At 43.6% G+C, this 17,779-nt stretch carries 12 protein-coding genes and 1 CRISPR repeat array; of the genes, 9 read left to right on the top strand and 3 right to left on the bottom strand.

Going from position 1 to position 17,779, the window contains the following annotated elements:
* The 3 genes from PseudUWO310_RS21165 to PseudUWO310_RS21175 form a co-directional block, all read right to left on the bottom strand.
* On the bottom strand, positions 1 to 1,098 hold a 1,098-nt coding region (locus tag PseudUWO310_RS21165; RefSeq protein ID WP_143190349.1), incomplete at its 3' end, for an IS256 family transposase.
* 78 nt (positions 1,099 to 1,176) lie between these two features.
* Positions 1,177 to 1,410 (bottom strand): hypothetical protein, encoded by a 234-nt coding sequence (locus PseudUWO310_RS21170; protein WP_143190350.1) that lies wholly within the window; start codon positions 1,408 to 1,410, stop codon positions 1,177 to 1,179.
* Between the two features lie 59 nt (positions 1,411 to 1,469).
* Positions 1,470 to 1,715 carry a hypothetical protein gene (locus tag PseudUWO310_RS21175; RefSeq protein ID WP_143190351.1) on the bottom strand — a complete coding sequence of 82 codons (246 nt, stop codon included), beginning with the start codon at positions 1,713 to 1,715 and terminating at the stop codon, positions 1,470 to 1,472.
* 68 nt (positions 1,716 to 1,783) lie between these two features.
* On the opposite strand from PseudUWO310_RS21175, the gene PseudUWO310_RS21180 reads away from it, so the two are divergent.
* The 9 genes from PseudUWO310_RS21180 to cas2 all read left to right on the top strand — a co-directional run bounded on the left by PseudUWO310_RS21180 (position 1,784) and on the right by cas2 (position 11,327).
* Positions 1,784 to 2,005 carry a helix-turn-helix domain-containing protein gene (locus PseudUWO310_RS21180; RefSeq protein ID WP_190316106.1) on the top strand — a complete coding sequence of 74 codons (222 nt, stop codon included), beginning with the start codon at positions 1,784 to 1,786 and terminating at the stop codon, positions 2,003 to 2,005.
* A gap of 181 nt (positions 2,006 to 2,186) precedes the next feature.
* On the top strand, positions 2,187 to 3,149 hold the full coding sequence (locus PseudUWO310_RS21185; protein WP_143190353.1) for a helix-turn-helix transcriptional regulator: 963 nt from the start codon (positions 2,187 to 2,189) through the stop codon (positions 3,147 to 3,149).
* An 18-nt stretch (positions 3,150 to 3,167) separates the two neighbouring features.
* On the top strand, positions 3,168 to 3,860 hold the full coding sequence (cas6, locus tag PseudUWO310_RS21190; protein WP_143190354.1) for a type I-MYXAN CRISPR-associated protein Cas6/Cmx6: 693 nt from the start codon (positions 3,168 to 3,170) through the stop codon (positions 3,858 to 3,860).
* The gene (gene cas3, locus PseudUWO310_RS21195; protein ID WP_143190355.1) at positions 3,850 to 6,120 is read left to right on the top strand and encodes a CRISPR-associated helicase Cas3'; all 2,271 of its coding nucleotides are present in this window, start codon (positions 3,850 to 3,852) and stop codon (positions 6,118 to 6,120) included. Before cas6 ends, cas3 begins: the two co-directional genes overlap by 11 nt.
* On the top strand, positions 6,117 to 7,604 hold the full coding sequence (cas8a1, locus tag PseudUWO310_RS21200) for a type I-MYXAN CRISPR-associated Cas8a1/Cmx1 (RefSeq protein WP_143190356.1): 1,488 nt from the start codon (positions 6,117 to 6,119) through the stop codon (positions 7,602 to 7,604). The genes cas3 and cas8a1 overlap by 4 nt, the downstream gene beginning before the upstream one ends.
* A gap of 57 nt (positions 7,605 to 7,661) precedes the next feature.
* Positions 7,662 to 8,546 carry a type I-B CRISPR-associated protein Cas7/Cst2/DevR gene (gene cas7i / locus PseudUWO310_RS21205; RefSeq protein ID WP_143190357.1) on the top strand — a complete coding sequence of 295 codons (885 nt, stop codon included), beginning with the start codon at positions 7,662 to 7,664 and terminating at the stop codon, positions 8,544 to 8,546.
* Positions 8,546 to 9,241, top strand: coding sequence for a CRISPR-associated protein Cas5 (gene cas5 / locus PseudUWO310_RS21210; RefSeq protein WP_143190358.1), 696 nt, complete (start codon positions 8,546 to 8,548; stop codon positions 9,239 to 9,241). The genes cas7i and cas5 overlap by 1 nt, the downstream gene beginning before the upstream one ends.
* A 105-nt stretch (positions 9,242 to 9,346) precedes the next feature.
* A complete protein-coding gene (locus PseudUWO310_RS21215; RefSeq protein ID WP_143190359.1) occupies positions 9,347 to 11,029 on the top strand; it encodes a type I-MYXAN CRISPR-associated endonuclease Cas4/Cas1 in 1,683 nt (560 codons plus the stop codon).
* A gap of 4 nt (positions 11,030 to 11,033) precedes the next feature.
* Positions 11,034 to 11,327 carry a CRISPR-associated endonuclease Cas2 gene (gene cas2 / locus PseudUWO310_RS21220; protein WP_143190360.1) on the top strand — a complete coding sequence of 98 codons (294 nt, stop codon included), beginning with the start codon at positions 11,034 to 11,036 and terminating at the stop codon, positions 11,325 to 11,327.
* 246 nt (positions 11,328 to 11,573) lie between these two features.
* Positions 11,574 to 17,613: a CRISPR direct-repeat array (repeat unit 35 nt; unit sequence ATGTTGAATCTCTGATGCCGAAAGGCGTTGAGCAC).
* Positions 17,614 to 17,779 lie beyond the last annotated feature (166 nt).

Below are 17,779 nucleotides of genomic sequence, written 5' to 3' on the forward strand. Positions count from 1 at the left end.
CTTGAAAGCAGCCTCATCAGAGGGAAAAATCTGTTGAGATTTAATCACCTTACGCAAACTGCTATTCATCGACTCAAGTGCCTTGGTGGTATAAATCGCCCTACGAATCTCAGGGGGGAAAGCAAAGAAGGGGATAATATTCGCCCAATGACTGCGCCAAGACTTAGAGATCGACGGATATTGTTTGTCCCATTTCTCAGCAAAGAGTTCGAGATTAAACTCTGCCTCCGATTCCGTCGCCGCGCTATAAATCGCCTTGAGGTCAGCACAAACTTGTTTGCGTTGTTGCCAAGGGACAAAAGCAACCGAGTTTCTGACCATGTGGACAATGCATAATTGCACCTGAGTTTTAGGAAACACTGTTTCAATGGCATTAGGAAACCCAGTCAAACCATCAACACAAGCAATCAAGATATCTTTGACCCCACGGTTGTGAATTTCGGTGAGTACCGATAGCCAGAATTTTGCACCCTCATTCGGGGAAATCCACATACCCAATAATTCCTTGTACCCGTCCATATTCACCGCCAAGGCAAAGTACAGTGATTTATTGATCACTCGGCCATTGTCTCGAACTTTGATCACCAGACAGTCCAGAAATACGATTGGATAAACCGCATCAAGGGGACGATTTTGCCATTGCTTGACTTCATCAATTACCTCATCAGTGACATTGGAAATAAGCGTTGGTGATACTTCGACCCCATACATTTCTTGCAACTGGGCTTGGATATCCCTGACACTCATACCTCTCGCATACAAGGCAATGATCTTCTCGTCTAGTCCTGACAGTCGATTTTGTCCTTTCTTGACCAGTTGTGGTTCAAACTCTCCTTGCCGATCGCGGGGGACTGCGATTTCGGCTACACCAAAGTCTCCTTGGACTTTTTTCTGACTATAGCCGTTACGACTGTTGCTTTGTCCTTCTGGTCTGGATTCATGCTTCTTGTACCCTAGATGGGTTGATAGTTCTGCTTCCAATGCTCGCTCCACCAACGCGGTGGTTAGTTGTTTCAGGATTCCTCCTTCTCCAAATAAGTCGGGTGGTGTTTTACATTCTTGCAACAATTCATCGAGTATTTCTTTGCGGATATTCATCTTTGTGGTGTTAGTAGTTGTGTGTCTTGATTATCTCTCTGTATATATCCCAGACTTTACACAAAATACTCTACACTCTCAGATCATTTCGTTAGGAATCGATACCCACACCTTAAACTGGTCTGCGTCAGGGGCGATTAATACTGCCATGCCTAAATCTACGTCTCTTTTGCATCCAGCGATCGCATCGTTGAGAGATTTATAGGCTTTATCGACTACAAAGGTTTTGCCAAGAAATACAATGGCTTTTTCCGTACCGACAATAGTTTTAATAGCGATCGCGCGAACTTGGTTTAAAGAATTGAGAATCATTGCTTTTGTCCTGTGAACGTTTTCTCTATGGGTTTAGTATCGCGTTCTATCAAGGTTTGCTATGCGATCGCTAATCTATGCTCCTGTGATGTTGGCTGTGGGAATATGCGATCGCAGTCACAAATAGTTCGGGCAGTAAAAAAACGCCATTCCCGTTCTAGTGGAAAGTTAAAATCAAGTTTTCCACGCTGGGTGTAAATATTTACACTTGCCTTAGCGGGATCTGAAATTAACCAGTGACCAAGATATTGAGCTATGCGGGCGTATCGACTATTGCTTGAAATTGTCTGCCACTTCGTAAACATTGCTTTTTTGTCATATGCAATTTATAAAACATCTGATACAGTGAAAATATCACTTGATAATCGCTCTCATGAAGTTACAGGTAAAAAAATATGCATATTTGATTGAGGAACTCCAAGAGAGACTAAACCTAAATCAAATACAGCTTGCCCAAAGGGTGGGGACAACGCCTTTATCGCTCAGTCGATGGAAGAATGGACACCACACACCGTCACCAATGGCGATCGCCTTGCTAAAGCAAGCGGTTCTCGATTTGGGCGATCGGGGGAGAGATTTGCAAAAGTATTTCTAGGCTCTCGTTGTAGAGATTATTTTTTTGTGCGATCGCGTATCAGGTGATATGGAAAATTTGGTTCTAGTGGAAATTGCCAATCTTTTGCAAGAGCCATCAAAGTTTTTTAATTTATTTTTTGAGGCTGCAAGTTTTTTGCAGGGTACGTCGATTAACCTGTTTTTAGTAGATATCAGATGATATGTCCCGACACTTAGAACGCTTATTAGAGCTAGACCGACTGATTCGTTTGTCAGAACGTCACACTGCAAATACCCTTGCTGAAGCTTTAGAAGTAAGCGAACGCACTGTTCGGAATGATCTGGATTTTATGCGCGATCGTTACAATGCTCCCATTGCAAGCGATCGCGTTAAAGGCTACTACTACAGCGATCCTAATTGGCGATTGGATAGCATCCCTCTTACGAAAGGCGAGCTTTTTGCCTTGACGTTAGGGGCAAGGATGCTGCAATCCTATTCTGGCTCAGCCTATGAACCAGAGTTAAAGTCAGCGATCGAGCAGTTAAGCCGACGTATTCCCGAACAAACTTGGGTCGATTTGCAAGGGCTAGCAGGCGATCGCGTGATGATTCGGGAAGGTACTGAACTAAATCTCGATCCAGATATTTGGCACAAACTAGAGGTTGCCTGTCAGCAAAAACGTAGTATCAAAATGAGTTACTACACGGCTGGACGCAATGCTCATTCTGAGCGCCAATTCGATCCATATGTTTTACACTTTTCTCGTTCAAATCCCTATGTAACTGGTTTTTGTCATTTGCGGCAGGAAACTCGATGGTTTCGAGTCGATCGGATTCAATCGATAGAGGTACTTGAGGAAACTTTTGAGATTGATGCGACTTTCGATGCCAAAGAACATTTTGAGATGGCTTTTCAACATGAAGTTGGTGGCATCCCTACACAAATTTCGATTTGGTTCGATATGCGATCGGCTCCGTTTATTCGCGAACGTCGTTGGCATCCGACTCAGCAGATTGATGAAAACCCTGATGGCTCATTGACTCTACACTTTGTTGCTAGAGGTCTAAATGAGGTAAAGAGATGGATTTTATTTTATGGCAAGGGTGCTAAGGCTTTGGCTCCACCTGAGTTAGTGGAAATGGTTAGAGAAGAGGTTACTGTTATGACTTCTAATTACAAATAGGTTCAGGAAATCAAATCAATGACACTAATGGAAATTAAGTTTGGCTTACAGGGGAAGACCTTACCTGCCGATCATGGTTATGCTCTTTACTCAGCGATTAAAAATAACTTACAAAACCTAGAACATCCACTAAAAAATGAAATATTACAAAGTTCAGAGAAAAGTGAAGAAAAGTCATTACCTCTTGAAGTTTTAATATCTGGCATTTCAGGAAATCCTAACGGCAATAAGGTAATTAACCTGAATCAAAGATTTTCCAAGTTGGCAATCAGATGTCCTAATGAACAGATAAGAGCATGGTATGGCATTTTGCAAAATCAAGTCCTAGATGTGCGTGGTCATTTAATTCGCTTAGTGCAACCTAGATTGGGTTTGATTCTACCTAGTGATTCTCTAAAAGCCAGACTGGTCATATTTAAACTGGAATCAATAGATCATGCCAATGTACCCAAGTATTTTTTAGAATCTTGTCAAAAGAGTCTAGAACGTTTGGAAATATCTGCTCAGGTTTACATTGATAGCAATGAGAATGGAGACTTGGCTAGGCGATCACTACAGATTAAACACAAGCATATTGTGGGCTATGGCGTTGTGGTTGAAGGCTTGAGTGATGAAGACTCGATCAAATTACAAAGTTTAGGAATAGGCGGACGAAAACACTTTGGTTGTGGTTGGTTTTCCCCTGTGAAGGAGTTAGGCAATGAAGAGTAAGTTAGTAGCGTTAGAACCCAATTTGCTTTTGGCTAAATCCTATTCAAAAGGCAGTTGGAAAGGTTCTTATTCTCTAGTTGGGCATACATCTGATGTAGTCAATGCCGTTACAGCCTTACTAGACAATTTGGGGCAGGGACTGATGACGCAGTTTGGTTTGACCTGTAGCTGGGAAGATTTTCGGGCTACTGCTAGATTGTCCGCTTACCTGCATGACTGGGGTAAAGCTAATGACCATTTTCAAATGGTGGTAAGAGGCAAGCGAGATATTATGCAAAATCCGCAGTTAATTCGCCACGAGTTAGCATCGATGTTAATGGCTTGGGAATATCGGGAATGGTTGCGTCAATGCCCTAATGCTGATTTTATGACCGCACTCGCAGCAGCAGGTGGTCATCATCTGAAGCTAGGTTGGGACTCGCGCAAACAATCTGCTAGTGATGAACTTGGTGAAATTCGTGATGGTTCTGGTAGCGATCGTATCTATCTTTATACTGAATCACAATATTTTCGTGGATTGCTAAAGTATGGCGTAAAAGAACTAGGTTTACCCAAGCAGCTAAAATTATCAGTCAAGCCTCCAACTGAGTGGACAGTTAGTGATATTAAGACCAAGCGTCGTGAGTTATTGGATGTCTTTTTAGATGATTGGCAAGTAGATTCTAATTTCGTTTCAGTAATCAAAGCGCTGATTATTGCAGGTGATACAGTGGGTTCTGCTTTGCCAAATACGAATTTTAAAATCAATGATTGGATTGAGAGCCAATTATCATCAAAACTTACGGAATTAGAAGTTCAGCAAGTTGTCAATAAAAGGCTTAATGGTCAAGTAATGCGACCATTTCAGACTACGCTAGGTGAATCCCGATCTCGTGTAACATTAGCTAGAGCAGGATGTGGAACAGGCAAAACGCTTGGTGCTTACAACTGGGCAAAACGTTACGCAGTAGATCGAAAATTGTTTTTCTGCTATCCAACAACAGGAACAAGTACCGAAGGATTTATTGATTATGTTCATGCTCAAGTAGATTCAATCTTGCTGCATTCTCGTTCGGACGTGGATTTAGCACATTTGATGTCAACGGGTGACGAAGATGATGCAGCTATTAAACTAGAGTCCTTTAAGTCATGGGGTACAAAGGTCAGTGTTTGTACTGTCGATACTGTTTTAGGTCTATTGCAATGTAATCGCCGTCCGATGTATTGCTTTCCTGCGATCGCTCAAGCCTCGTTTGTTTTTGATGAAGTGCATTGTTATGATAATCGACTATTTGGTGGGTTGTTGCGATTTTTAGAAGTTGTCAAAGCTCCAGTTTTACTAATGTCTGCTTCTTTTTTACCTTGGCAGTTAGAGGCGATTCAGAAAGCTGTGGGTGAGCCAGTGGAAATTATTGAAGGTGCAAAAGAGTTAGAAGTACTGCCTCGGTATTGCTTTCATTTATCAGAAACCCCTGATTGGAATCGCGTGACAAATGAGTTAGCCAAAACCTATGCTTTGCCAAATGGTGAAAATACTTGTGGGAAGGTGCTATGGGTTTGCAATCAGGTAAGTACAGCGATCACAGTTTATGAAGAAGCTAAGCTAAGAGGTCTTAATGCAGTTTTATATCACAGCCGTTATCGCTATCAAGATCGCGTAGAGCATCACCGTGCTGTAATTGAATCGTTCAAGGAAAATAAACCTGTCATTGCGATCGCTACCCAAGTTGCAGAAATGTCTTTGGATTTGTCTGCAACCTTACTGGTTTCGCAAATTGCTAATCCTGCGGGGCTAATTCAGCGCTTGGGTAGGCTCAATCGCCGCTATATCGGTCAATCGCTAGATGCAATCTTTTACCCCGATCCCAAAGTTCGTTTTCCTTATAGCAAGGAGGATTTAGATAGCGGTCGATCGATGCTTGAGACATTTACTGGTGAAGTTTCTCAGGCAGATTTAGCAGAATGGCTAGAGCGATCGCCACATCAAGGTAAACCTGACAAAGAAACAGTTTTATTCAACTCAATCAAAAAGTGGCAAGCCTACCCATCGCCATGTCGTGAGGCAGGTCACACGGTTACGGCATTACTAGAGCAGGACAAAAAAATTGTGGATAGATTACCTGCCAAAGTTTTGCCCAAATATACGATCCCATTACTGTCTACTAAGAAGGTTCAAAAATGGGAGAGGCATAAGAAAGGATACCCGATTGCTCCTAGTAGTGAGTGGGCATATTCCACAGAATTGGGTGCTTATTTAATCAAAGGAGGTGATGAAAATTGAGTAGATTTGAGTTGTCAATTTTTGACCCTAACACCCTACTGCCTCACCGTGCAGGCATCGCAGGGCTTGCCTTAGTATTATCCACTCTTGAAATAAATGATGCTCCTATTTCTTGGGAGACAGATGAAGATACGGTTACTTTGAACTGGGATTGTAGTGATAAGGAAGCGATAGATTGGCTAGTCAATCAGGCTTACCAAATTGATGAAGGTATGTTAAATGTACCCGCACTTAATTTGAGTGGGCAAGGAAAATTTACTTTTAGTCAAGGAGTAACATCTACTTTTTTACAGCACTCTAAACAGAGAACTTTAGATAAGACCCCAATACTCATTCCCTTTAAGGTAGATGAAAATCAGCCAGAAATTCTCGTAAGTCATCGGAGTATGATTGATTGCTACTATCTAAGAGACTTTAAAGGCGTTTTCAATAGTAAAAATAAGTTTAGTTCGTCAATTTCCATTAAAGGGCATCATTTACCTGGTCTAGTTGAGTGTTATATCAATGGTGAGTATGAAGAATCTCCTAGTGGATTTATCCCTTTACTTTTTTTGCCGATTGCTTGTAATTACTACCTTTTGCAAAATGGTCGCTATGCCCTAGTAATTCCCGAAGTAAAAAATCTTAAGTCTTGGGTTTGTCGCCGTCGTCAACTTAGCAATCGAAGTTATCGCGATTATCGATCGCCAAGTGCAGGTGAGGCTGCCTTGAGGCTCTTGTTAGAAGAGTCATTGTCAGAAAACTTGCAACTGCAAAAGGTGGAATATTGCGAAGTCTATCAACTTGGGAAACAACCTTGGGATGGCAATCAATCAGGATTAAAACAGGCTGTCTACCGTGTTCGGGCTTCCAGTCAAATTTTATCTGTTTATCAAAGCGCTATCGAATTTTTCCCTAGCAAAGTGAAGATAACAGATAAAGGTGAATCTTGGTTAGCGATGTCCAAGATATTGCCTTGGATTGCCGAAAACCTAGTCAATGGAAAACCTTGGCATGGGAAGTTTTATGAGTTTCGCAAATCTAACGCCAACGATCTTAAATATGAAAGAAAGGGATTAATTTCTATGACCGACCATTTACAAACACAAGAAAAAACTCTGTTTGACTCTGTACAAGGAGCATTTAGCGTCTATCTAGTTGGACAGATCAAGCAAGCGACTAAACAAGGTCGTCCTTTAGATTATGCCCAAGTTACTGACAAGGTGATTCACCGTTTACAGCGTCCTAGTACACAACAAGAGTTTGCTACTGCTCTTGTTGACTTTTTGAGCCAATTTCGGAGCAAAGCAGCTAGAGGCTTGGGGCGAGAAATCTATGCTTGGATTCATGGAGAGGAATGGCGCAAAGCCCGTGACTTGACCATGTTGGCGATCGCTACCTATCAAAGCAAGAAAAAGGAAAGCGCTGCTGAGTCCAATCCTGACTTGGTAGAGATTCCTGATTCTGTTGATGATGAAGTTGACGGCTATCAAGAAGAACTGTAGCGAGTTTCAGTAATCAATTATTTCTATTTAATTATTTGTATTTTTGAGGATAAAACCATGTCGAAGCATTTATTCATTACTGTAGTTACCCCATCAGCGATCGCAGCTAATAACCGAGGTGAAGGTGACGGTAGCACGCTTTCAACCTTGCAAAAAATTACCTGCGGTAACGATCAGCATACAACTGTGAGCGCTGAAGCCATTCGTTGGGGCTTGCGTGAGTATTTACAAAATACTTGCGAGTCAGATGTAAATCGCACTTTTGATGCAGACGAGGACAAATATCATCTTAAAGGCGAGAAGGACAAGAAGGGCGCAACTTATAACCCAGTTAATTTTGTCGATGACGATCTCTTTGGCTATATGGATGCCAAGAAAGGCTCAGACAATGAAGATGCTACCAAAAAACGGCGTGGTGTTTTAGAGGTTAGCCGAGCGATTAGTCTCGATCCGTATTGGGGTGATATTGCCTTTGGTTCAACAGGCGGACAGAAGGGCAAGACTTCGATTCACAGTACCGAAGTACACCGTACAGCTTATCAATATTCTCTTGCCTTAACACCCGAAAGCCTAAAAAAGATTGAGCGTGCAGATATTGTTTTAGATGCGATTACGGCTATTCGTCATGTAGGCGGCAATCATTCTCGCTTCCTATATGAATTTCGCCCCGAATCTATCGTAATTCGCATTACTGACGATCCTAGTCCTTGGATTATGAATTCTTTTAAACGTGTGGGGGAATCGGTTGGTTGTCCAAAACTTGTTCGCTTGGTAGAAGTAAAAGACATTGACGCGAGTGAGCTAATCGTGGCGGGTGAAATTGCCGATACCCCATATGGTTCGCAGTTACAAAATTTGGGAGTAACTGTACATCGTGGAATCAAAGAGGCGATCGCTGATGCCAAAAAGCGTTTAGCTGGGTTAAAGGGAGTAAAAGCCTAATGGAAGATATACTCTATCTAGAGTGTCCTTGCACAAGTTTCCCCCGTAGCTTTGCTAGGGATTTCAAGGAAACCTATCTCTATCCACCACCATCAACCCTCTATGGCTTTTTACTCTCATTAGTTGGTGAAGAGAATTTGACAGCTCATCTAGGCGTGAAGTTGGCAATTGGTATTCTTGGCGATGACTCCCCCATTTCTCGAATTGTGCGTAAACAACGTAGTCACAAATTTGTGGTGGGAGGTGAGGTCAAGAAACGGGTAGAGAAGTATGGCGAAGGTGTATATCCAACTAGCCAATTTTCTAAGCCCAATTTTCAAGAGTTGCTAACCGATGTGCATATTGCTCTCAAAATTGACTCTAGTAATGAGGTTGGAAGCATCAAGTTATCAGAACGGGTAGCGATCGCATTATCTTCACCTAGCCAAATATTGCGTTTTGGTGGATTAAGTTTAGGTGAGTCTTGGTCAATGATTAATGGCATTCGTAACTATCGTGAAACCGATGGCGCTATTCGTTGGCTAGTCAAAGATAAGAGAGGTTTGATTAGTTTACCAATTTGGATTGATAGAACTACTGGTCAAGGAACTTTTCAAAGATTTTCTTTGGAAGAATATAGCGATCAATGTCTGGTTGACATCATTACACCTGTTTTAACTACAACAAAAGCCAAGAAAAAATCAAAAGACAAATAAAGCTATGTTGCTCTTTTCTATGATGCCATAAGGCGTTGATTGACTAAAACATCATTGATGCCTTTGGGCGCTCAACTAAATTCTTATCCTTGAGGTAATTAGATTATGTACGCGCCCGATATTGACATCATAGAAAATATTCCATCAGATAGCGCACAAGATACAATTCGTGTTTCGGCTCTTCATGCCTTAGCCTACTGCGAACGACTGTTTTATCTTGAAGAAGTTGAAGAACTCTATACCCAAGATGCCGCAGTGTTTGCAGGACGACGGCTCCATGCTGAACTTGAGAAACAAGAAGATGAAGATTGGGATGAACTTTTTTTAGAAAGTGCTGAACTAGGTTTGCGAGGCAAGGTTGATGCTCTGCGTACCCGCAATGGTCAGACAATTCCTTACGAGCATAAACGAGGTAAAGCGGCGCGAGATAAAAACAAAAAGCCTGAAGCATGGGAAAGCGATCGCTTGCAGATTCTTGCCTATGCCTATCTGCTTGAGATGTCTTTAGGGATTTCTATTCAAGAAGGACGGATTCGCTACCATGCAGACAATGTTTTAGTTCATGTAACCCTTGATGATGAGGGCAGACAATTAGTGCGTGATGCGATCGCAAGATCGAAATATTTACGGGCTTCACCTTGCCGACCACCAGTTACCGATAATGAAAGACTTTGTGGGCGATGCTCTCTTTCACCTGTATGCCTGCCTGAAGAAGCTAGATTGGCACATGATCGTGAATGGCAACCTGTGAGGCTATTCCCCAAAGATGACGAACGAGATGTGATTCATGTACTTGAAGCTGGTACGAGTGTTGGCAAGAAGGGCGAACAAATCAAAATTGTAAAACGCGATCGGTCCGATGAAATTGTTCCAGCTAAGCAAATAGGGCAGTTGGTTTTACATAGCTTCTCGCAAATTTCAACTCAAGCTCTACATCTTTGTGTTTCACAGGATATTGGAGTGCATTTTGTGTCTGGAGGTGGGCGCTATGTAGGCAGTTTTGATTCTCGGAATGGCAGCATCCAAAGACGCATTCGCCAATATGCAGCTTTGAGTAACCCTGATAAATGTCTAGATTTGGCAAAAAAACTGGTGACTTGTCGAGGCAAAGGACAGCGCAAATTCTTGATGCGTGGTCAACGTGGGATGGAACAGATTCCAGAGGATCTTGAAAAGGCGATTAAACAAATGCAAATTGTCCTAAAGCAAATTCCAGAAGTAAATTCTATTCCTTCACTTTTGGGATTAGAAGGCAATTTAGCAGCTTTATATTTTCGGGCTTTGCCTAAACTTTTGGGTGCTGATGTACCCATAGAAATGCAGTTTAGCGATCGCAATCGTCGTCCGCCCAAGGATCGGTTTAATGCTTTGTTGGGTTTTGGTTATGCGCTTTTATTGAAGGATGTGATGAGCGCTATTCTCTCAGTGGGTTTAGAGCCAGCCCTTGGCTTTTACCATCAGCCAAGAACACAAGCCCCTCCCTTGGCATTAGATTTAATTGAAATTTTTCGTGTGCCTTTGGTTGATATGCCCATCGTTGGATCGATTAATCGTGGTCAGTGGGATATTCAGGCTGATTTTGAGGTGCGTGGAGGTCAGGTATGGCTAAGCGATTCGGGGCGGCGCAAGTTTATTGATATCTATGAGAAGCGTAAGCAGGAGAGTTGGAAACATCCTGTATTGGGATATTCGCTAACCTATCGCCGTTTGTTTGAATTGGAAGTTCGTTTACTAGAGAAAGAATGGAATGGAGAAGAAGGTCTATTTGCTCAATTGGTTTTGAGGTAGTCCAGTGGCTGAAACTAAGAACTGGTATTTAATCTGCTATGACATTCGCGATCCGAAACGATGGCGCAAAGCTTATAAGCTTTTGCAAGGCTATGGCGATCGGGTTCAATATTCAATTTTTCGTTGTGCGCTGAATATGCGCGATCGCGAAAAGTTGAGATGGGAGCTAGAAAAAATCCTGACGGCTGATGATAGTTTGCTTTTAGCTGGGATGTGCGATCGCTGTGTCTCAAGAATGATTTCTTGCAATCGTTCTGAGTCTTGGACAACTTCATGCGATCATCATCGGATTTTTTAGCATGGATCACCGTCTGTTTTGGGCTTCGGCTTGTCCATCAGACCTCAATGCCATTATGTGTAGTTGTTTCAACATAACTTTGGGTAACTGAGGTGCTTGTATTGTTTGTTTGTCATGCTAGGTATGAGTTTAAGGGTATTTGGCTTAGAGAAAGTTGTTAGCTTTAGTGGCGATTTATACTATTCTTATGAAGTGCTTGCAAGATTGGCTTCCGTTATAAACTCTATAAGGGTTTTGGCTGTCGCCATGTTGAATCTCTGATGCCGAAAGGCGTTGAGCACCAGATGCTGCTGCTACTCCTGCCGATATAGCTAAATGTTGAATCTCTGATGCCGAAAGGCGTTGAGCACAATTTATAATCATCAGCCCTAAGCATTGGCGCGATCATGTTGAATCTCTGATGCCGAAAGGCGTTGAGCACTTTGCGTTGGCGAGGCAATTGTACCGTGTGTATTATGTTGAATCTCTGATGCCGAAAGGCGTTGAGCACCAATGAACATTGAACAAGTGTTTTGTGGCGTGAAAAATGTTGAATCTCTGATGCCGAAAGGCGTTGAGCACATTTCAAAAAAAATCTTTATGGATTAGATGAACGGTATGTTGAATCTCTGATGCCGAAAGGCGTTGAGCACTGAAGGATTGAAAAATTATGATTTCTGCAAATGATATGTTGAATCTCTGATGCCGAAAGGCGTTGAGCACGTAACTTATAGGACTAATGCCAGTGCGATCGCGCCGATGTTGAATCTCTGATGCCGAAAGGCGTTGAGCACCAATTGGAAGGAGTTGTTACATCACCTGTAATGTAATGTTGAATCTCTGATGCCGAAAGGCGTTGAGCACGCATTTCGCTACTCGAAGGGTTTGGTCGCTCATGAGTATATGTTGAATCTCTGATGCCGAAAGGCGTTGAGCACTACTTCTGATGTGGTTTCTGCTAAGGCTTGGATTAAATGTTGAATCTCTGATGCCGAAAGGCGTTGAGCACGCAGGGAGCGGGTCTTTTGGCTCTGGGCATAGTTTTATGTTGAATCTCTGATGCCGAAAGGCGTTGAGCACAGCAAGAGCCGAAGATACACCAGTAATAGTTCCGAATGTTGAATCTCTGATGCCGAAAGGCGTTGAGCACTGGGGGGATGATCATGCCAAATCTTGTATCTTCACATGTTGAATCTCTGATGCCGAAAGGCGTTGAGCACATTTTTGTTTGCTTCGGATGCCTAGCCGCAATATCCATGTTGAATCTCTGATGCCGAAAGGCGTTGAGCACCCGCCTCAAGTTTTTGAGATGCGGGCTGAGATTATATGTTGAATCTCTGATGCCGAAAGGCGTTGAGCACGTGAGGCGATCGCCACTGTAATTGCTGATTGCATTATGTTGAATCTCTGATGCCGAAAGGCGTTGAGCACATTTTGGGCGTTTTTCCTTCTACCCCTTCTAATCTATGTTGAATCTCTGATGCCGAAAGGCGTTGAGCACTAACTGCAAGATTTACTTCGTCATCTCGCTTGAGCCATGTTGAATCTCTGATGCCGAAAGGCGTTGAGCACGAATGATTTGGATTTGCGATAAGCTTCCACATTTTCATGTTGAATCTCTGATGCCGAAAGGCGTTGAGCACGAACTATTTAACGCCAATCCAAACCCAATCCCGATTATGTTGAATCTCTGATGCCGAAAGGCGTTGAGCACGACTCCGATGGGTTAGCCAATGCATTTAAGCCTATAATGTTGAATCTCTGATGCCGAAAGGCGTTGAGCACGAATAGAAGTCGAAGATCCAGTAACAGCCCTAGCCAATGTTGAATCTCTGATGCCGAAAGGCGTTGAGCACGAAGTGATTGTTATTTCTCAGGATATGCCTGACGCGATGTTGAATCTCTGATGCCGAAAGGCGTTGAGCACTGCTACATTTGGTTACAGGCGTAACCGCCACATCAATGTTGAATCTCTGATGCCGAAAGGCGTTGAGCACATTTGTAATCAGTCATGATGCGACCTCCAATAGTATGTTGAATCTCTGATGCCGAAAGGCGTTGAGCACACAGCACAACAAAAACTACGCATGGCAGCTAATAATGTTGAATCTCTGATGCCGAAAGGCGTTGAGCACGCTTCCAAATTTCCCCTTGATATTATCTATGGGTCATGTTGAATCTCTGATGCCGAAAGGCGTTGAGCACGACAAAACCAATTCTTACACGTATAGCTTCAAGCTTATGTTGAATCTCTGATGCCGAAAGGCGTTGAGCACAAACAAGGTCTGGAAGAACAACTTGACCAAGAACTATGTTGAATCTCTGATGCCGAAAGGCGTTGAGCACAAAGTGTACACAGACAATAACGCTACTGTTTCTGATTTATGTTGAATCTCTGATGCCGAAAGGCGTTGAGCACCTCCTTCTGTTGTTTCCGCAACTTTTGATTGTCCATGTTGAATCTCTGATGCCGAAAGGCGTTGAGCACCAGAATTTACGCAATAAAGCAATTAGTACGGCTCCTCATGTTGAATCTCTGATGCCGAAAGGCGTTGAGCACTATTACCTCCTGAGTTTGCGGTGATTGCGTCACAATGTTGAATCTCTGATGCCGAAAGGCGTTGAGCACCATCCTATACCGTTCTTTAGTCGATGGCAGATAAACTATGTTGAATCTCTGATGCCGAAAGGCGTTGAGCACATAAAAGCAAGACTCACAAGTCTCACGATGAGACAGACATGTTGAATCTCTGATGCCGAAAGGCGTTGAGCACAAAGTTAATATTCTCTTCATCAATGATTGAGATTTATGTTGAATCTCTGATGCCGAAAGGCGTTGAGCACCTTATATTTAATACGATTACTCCAGTTGCTGCGATATGTTGAATCTCTGATGCCGAAAGGCGTTGAGCACTGGTTCGTGGATACACAGCCAATGTGTATTTAGATGAATGTTGAATCTCTGATGCCGAAAGGCGTTGAGCACAGGCTAGCGCTTGGCTTAGCTATGAGCTAATCACATGTTGAATCTCTGATGCCGAAAGGCGTTGAGCACGATGAATCGAAGCTCACGCCACAGCAAAAAGTGCGATATGTTGAATCTCTGATGCCGAAAGGCGTTGAGCACTTTGGAGAGCTGAATTTTCCCTTTCTGGAGATTTATGTTGAATCTCTGATGCCGAAAGGCGTTGAGCACTTTATCAAGCAATGCAATCGTTTAAATGCTGAATTTTAATGTTGAATCTCTGATGCCGAAAGGCGTTGAGCACTTGAAATGCCCGTATTTGAAGTTGAGTTTGTGTGATGATGTTGAATCTCTGATGCCGAAAGGCGTTGAGCACTCTTCAATGGTTCGGTTGGTTCGTCCTTTCCCTCCATGTTGAATCTCTGATGCCGAAAGGCGTTGAGCACATGTGCGATTCGTTTAGCGTCTCAAAAAACTGCCCCTATGTTGAATCTCTGATGCCGAAAGGCGTTGAGCACTGGATGTAAGCGGCATCCCTGAAGGCACAGAAGCAATGTTGAATCTCTGATGCCGAAAGGCGTTGAGCACAAATTACAGTACAAAATGATTCTCCGTTTGATGCGAATGTTGAATCTCTGATGCCGAAAGGCGTTGAGCACTGGTATCTGCCTATATTGCGATCGCCGCATCGTTTATGTTGAATCTCTGATGCCGAAAGGCGTTGAGCACACAGCTTCTGAGTTTGCAGCTTACAAAGATGATTATGTTGAATCTCTGATGCCGAAAGGCGTTGAGCACATCCGAGTGATGGATCGTTGTTGCCCTTCGATTTGATGTTGAATCTCTGATGCCGAAAGGCGTTGAGCACATTATGAGATCTCTTTTTCTTATCACTTCCCTAATATGTTGAATCTCTGATGCCGAAAGGCGTTGAGCACGCGATCCTACAAAGATTCTTTTGATTATTCTTCCTCAATGTTGAATCTCTGATGCCGAAAGGCGTTGAGCACGGATTATCTGCTGCTCCGATCCTAAATGCCCTTGGTAATGTTGAATCTCTGATGCCGAAAGGCGTTGAGCACTATTAAATTCTCTTGCCCCTGCCTCTTTTTGTATTATGTTGAATCTCTGATGCCGAAAGGCGTTGAGCACTATCGTGACTGAAGGAATCACTATTGGCAAGGAATTTAATGTTGAATCTCTGATGCCGAAAGGCGTTGAGCACGACAGGATTACTCAGAGGTATGCAGTCTCGCAGTAATATGTTGAATCTCTGATGCCGAAAGGCGTTGAGCACAGGTGAAATAGCTTTGTAGTTGGTCAGAAGCCTCTCGGATGTTGAATCTCTGATGCCGAAAGGCGTTGAGCACGATGGACACACTACATGAAGTAAATTGCCTTTTGATGTTGAATCTCTGATGCCGAAAGGCGTTGAGCACTGCCAAGAAATTCAATAGATTCCTTGGAAACTTCTATGTTGAATCTCTGATGCCGAAAGGCGTTGAGCACCCTGACGCATCGGCAACTCCCGTCAATCCGCTTTGCAATGTTGAATCTCTGATGCCGAAAGGCGTTGAGCACTTAAACGGTAATGTTTAACCTTGCTATGTTTATTATGTTGAATCTCTGATGCCGAAAGGCGTTGAGCACAATCAAATAATCGTATCCTGCGACATTGCCAAGAGATGTTGAATCTCTGATGCCGAAAGGCGTTGAGCACAAGCTTTAAAACTTGGCTTTATCGTTGTTGACCCCATGTTGAATCTCTGATGCCGAAAGGCGTTGAGCACAAGTTCTTGAGGCATGAGGATCAAGAGCGATCGCAGATGTTGAATCTCTGATGCCGAAAGGCGTTGAGCACAAAGAGTTTGGCGACGATGCACAAACTGATTTGAATGTTGAATCTCTGATGCCGAAAGGCGTTGAGCACTAGTTTTGAGGTAGTGCGGGTTGCGATGGGACTAATATGTTGAATCTCTGATGCCGAAAGGCGTTGAGCACGGTACTTGTTACCGTGGCTATGCCTTCGGCGCATCATGTTGAATCTCTGATGCCGAAAGGCGTTGAGCACAACAAAAACGCAAGCTATCTAGTAATCGCGCTATTGCCGTGTCGAATCTCTGATGCCGAAAGGCGTTGAGCACATTTGACCGATTCGCAATCCTTTATAGATCGGGATGTGTCGAATCTCTGATGCCGAAAGGCGTTGAGCACCACCGATAAAATCCGTCGCGGAAGGCAATGGATTGTGTCGAATCTCTGATGCCGAAAGGCGTTGAGCACCATTTAGAAATTGAGCGAGCCAAGCTCATCGGTTTTGTGTCGAATCTCTGATGCCGAAAGGCGTTGAGCACGCAAAGCCAAGCGCGATCGCGAGAACGCTGATGCTAGTGTCGAATCTCTGATGCCGAAAGGCGTTGAGCACATTTTAAATCAATCTGCTCAATCTGCGATCGCGAATGTGTCGAATCTCTGATGCCGAAAGGCGTTGAGCACACTGAGCAAGAATTAGCAGCCGCGAACGCAGGTAAGTGTCGAATCTCTGATGCCGAAAGGCGTTGAGCACATCGCCCATAAGCAATCCTTTCCTGAGCGCTCATCGTGCCGAATCTCTGATGCCGAAAGGCGTTGAGCACATCGCCCATAAGCAATCCTTTCCTGAGCGCTCATCGTGCCGAATCTCTGATGCCGAAAGGCGTTGAGCACATGTGCGAATTGATAAAAGCTTTGCCGAATATGTAAGTGTCGAATCTCTGATGCCGAAAGGCGTTGAGCACTGGGGTAAAGGCGTTGTACCCGTGATTCAATCAACGGTGTCGAATCTCTGATGCCGAAAGGCGTTGAGCACAGATTGTTTTAGCTTTTGAGTCTGATCATGATTGTGTGTCGAATCTCTGATGCCGAAAGGCGTTGAGCACCAGATAGGTAGGGCTGTGGGTTTCATAATATTAAAGTGTCGAATCTCTGATGCCGAAAGGCGTTGAGCACAATTGGGGTAAGGTTTTGCGGCAGCGATGTGCGCGGGTGTCGAATCTCTGATGCCGAAAGGCGTTGAGCACTTGATGGAGATAGAAACTCCATTAACAACAAACCTTGTGTCGAATCTCTGATGCCGAAAGGCGTTGAGCACAACTCACAGCCAAAAATCAGTGCCCCATCCTATTCTGTGTCGAATCTCTGATGCCGAAAAGCGTTGAGCACTATGCGATCGCACTATTCCCGCGATCGCTACTCTTGGTGTCGAATCTCTGATGCCGAAAGGCGTTGAGCACACAAACTGAGGTACTGGGAAAGGATGCCCCATCGGGTGTCGAATCTCTGATGCCGAAAGGCGTTGAGCATCAGCTACCAGTGGTGGGACAAGCAATGAAGAATCGATGGGTTGAATCTCTTATGCCGAAAGGCGTGGTAATAGTATAAGAATTTAAAGAGTATTTATAAACTCAAATTCGTTCTAGTGGAAAAAAACATGCCACAACCACCCCTCCCCCAACCCCAACCCGATCGC

Origin of the sequence: Pseudanabaena sp. UWO310 (genome assembly GCF_006861605.1) — a bacterium.
Taxonomy (GTDB): Bacteria; Cyanobacteriota; Cyanobacteriia; order Pseudanabaenales; family Pseudanabaenaceae; genus Pseudanabaena.

Bases quoted from the DNA above. Each gene is read 5' to 3' on its own strand.
- PseudUWO310_RS21170 (WP_143190350.1), bottom strand. From the start codon at position 1,410: ATGATTCTCAATTCTTTAAACCAAGTTCGCGCGATCGCTATTAAAACT.
- PseudUWO310_RS21175 (WP_143190351.1), bottom strand. From the start codon at position 1,715: ATGTTTACGAAGTGGCAGACAATTTCAAGCAATAGTCGATACGCCCGC.
- PseudUWO310_RS21180 (WP_190316106.1), top strand. From the start codon at position 1,784: ATGAAGTTACAGGTAAAAAAATATGCATATTTGATTGAGGAACTCCAA.
- PseudUWO310_RS21185 (WP_143190353.1), top strand. From the start codon at position 2,187: ATGTCCCGACACTTAGAACGCTTATTAGAGCTAGACCGACTGATTCGT.
- cas6 (WP_143190354.1), top strand. From the start codon at position 3,168: ATGACACTAATGGAAATTAAGTTTGGCTTACAGGGGAAGACCTTACCT.
- cas3 (WP_143190355.1), top strand. From the start codon at position 3,850: ATGAAGAGTAAGTTAGTAGCGTTAGAACCCAATTTGCTTTTGGCTAAA.
- cas7i (WP_143190357.1), top strand. From the start codon at position 7,662: ATGTCGAAGCATTTATTCATTACTGTAGTTACCCCATCAGCGATCGCA.
- cas5 (WP_143190358.1), top strand. From the start codon at position 8,546: ATGGAAGATATACTCTATCTAGAGTGTCCTTGCACAAGTTTCCCCCGT.
- PseudUWO310_RS21215 (WP_143190359.1), top strand. From the start codon at position 9,347: ATGTACGCGCCCGATATTGACATCATAGAAAATATTCCATCAGATAGC.